This is a genomic window from Blautia glucerasea (genome assembly GCF_013304385.1).
GTDB lineage: Bacteria > Bacillota > Clostridia > Lachnospirales > Lachnospiraceae > Blautia_A > Blautia_A ammoniilytica.
In genome coordinates this window covers 1-1,971 of the sequence record NZ_JAAITU010000104.1, presented here as the reverse complement: position 1 = coordinate 1,971, position 1,971 = coordinate 1, and the positions used below count along the sequence as shown (strand labels likewise).

Here is a 1,971-nt window from a genome sequence, read left to right as displayed (position 1 = left end):
TCCTGTCTTTGACAGTTACTAAACAAAAAGAATCGCTGTACCTCTTGATTTTACTTGGGTTCGGCGATTTTTTGTGTCGTTTTGGAATATAGTATTTTATTCTCGGCCTTTGCTTTTTTTCTGAATGTTTTTCATTTGCCTTTTGGTGATAAATTTATAATCCGTTTCAAAGCCGCAAACAGTGTGCAGTGCATCAGTTAGCTTGTCTCGTGTGTAAAGTGGAATAAAACCTTGTTCTTGTATATCGGCGAAATTCATCGTTCTTAATTTATTTAAGATCGTTTCGCAGCTGAAAGCATTTTCCAGGTCTCTTTCAAGGTAACGATATATCACTAATGCAAGGAAACAGATAAGGAAATGGGCTTTTATGCGTATATCGTCTTGAAGAAAAACTGGTCTTGTTTCAAAATCCGTTTTCATTATACGGAAACATTCCTCGATTTCCCAACGACCTTCGCTGACTTTTAAGATATCTTTTACGTCATCGTCTAAGAGGTCTGTAGTTACTGCATACATCCCATCATATAAGGCTTCCTGTTCGATCTTTTCTGTGTTCAGATAATTGTGGATCTTTGCAGTTTCTCCATCTTCAGTTGCTGCGACTTTCCCTATGAACCGAGCAGGATCATTCGGATTCCTACGTTCCTTCTTTATCGTACCGGTGCTGAGCATTTTTTCGGCACGTTCTACCTGAGCATCTCGAATGGATTTCTGATATCGTGCATACTTAGGAGAATATGTGATGATCAGTCGCTGATGTAAAGCATGAGGTGTGTAGGGCTCGTCTTTATAATACAATCCATTATCATCGTCTGGGATTTCAGAAAGATCCACAGGAGCATCATCTGACACACGTCTAAATCCATTTTTATCCAATGCCCATTTTTTATCATCCTTGTTTAACTTTTTAATGGACTGAGTGACGATAAAGGCACGTTCACCAGCATGGTTTATTCTTTTAATTGCCTCTGAACCAAGCCCTGCGTCACTGCAATAGATAAATTTAGTACAGCCAAAATCCTGAAGAACTTTTGTTTCTAGTGGTTTTAACGAAGTCTGTTCATTTGCATTTCCTGGAAATAGTGAAAAAGCAAGAGGAATGCCGTCTCCATCCATAAACATTCCCATTTGAATGATAGGATTTGGGCGATGTTCCTTGCTTTTTCCGTACTTCTTATCACCATCCTCCTGTTCAATCTCAAAATAGTAATTAGTACAATCATAATAGAGAATCTTATCATTTCTTTTTCCGAGAAGATGGCTGTTTTTGTATACTTCCGACTGGATAAAATCGCATTCATTTCCAAGCACATCCAGGGAACGGTACAAGTCATGCAGCTGGTAAGAAGGTTTTTCTAAAAATTCAGAAGCAGTCTTGTAAGAAGAATGTTTACTGTCTGGTTCAAGTATCCTTGCATAAATAAGATCAGAAAGGATTGAATTGATATCATATTTGAATTTATATTTATCTCTTAATTTACGGCATGTTTTATCAAGCTGAAGCCGATAATAAAAGGATTGAGGAAAAAGGTATCCGCCACGATACAGAACCTGTTGACTGTAATCAAGCTTCTGATTGCTGTGAAAAGTGATAGGAACAGCTTTGGTTTGCTGTTCTTTTTTATATTTTAAGGTTTCCAGCCGTGCTTCTTCTTTTGCCCATCTCATGACATCATCACGCGTTGGACCATGTTCGATCAAAAGTTCCTTGAGTGTACCAAGTTTGCGCACATTTACAGAAGTGCTTTTTCCCTTATTGTTAATATAGCTTTTGGCAATATAAAAGGATTCCGAATTTTTTGATTTTGATGTAGTTATTTTCATGAAAAATCCCTCCTGGATATAGTATATCACACTTCTAGAAATAATGCTATATAATACTATAAAATAAAACAGATAATTTGACGTAAAAAAAGCAGGTACCATAAGGCCTGCAAGCATTTTTTCTTATATTCAACTGTCAAACTCCCG

Annotated in this window: 1 protein-coding gene; it reads right to left on the bottom strand. The window is 37.0% G+C overall.

Translation table 11 applies throughout. The features are described from left to right. Positions 1–96 precede the first annotated feature (96 nt). Positions 97–1,824, bottom strand: coding sequence for an IS1634 family transposase (locus tag G5B11_RS18520; RefSeq protein ID WP_173729310.1), 1,728 nt, complete (start codon positions 1,822–1,824; stop codon positions 97–99). Positions 1,825–1,971 lie beyond the last annotated feature (147 nt).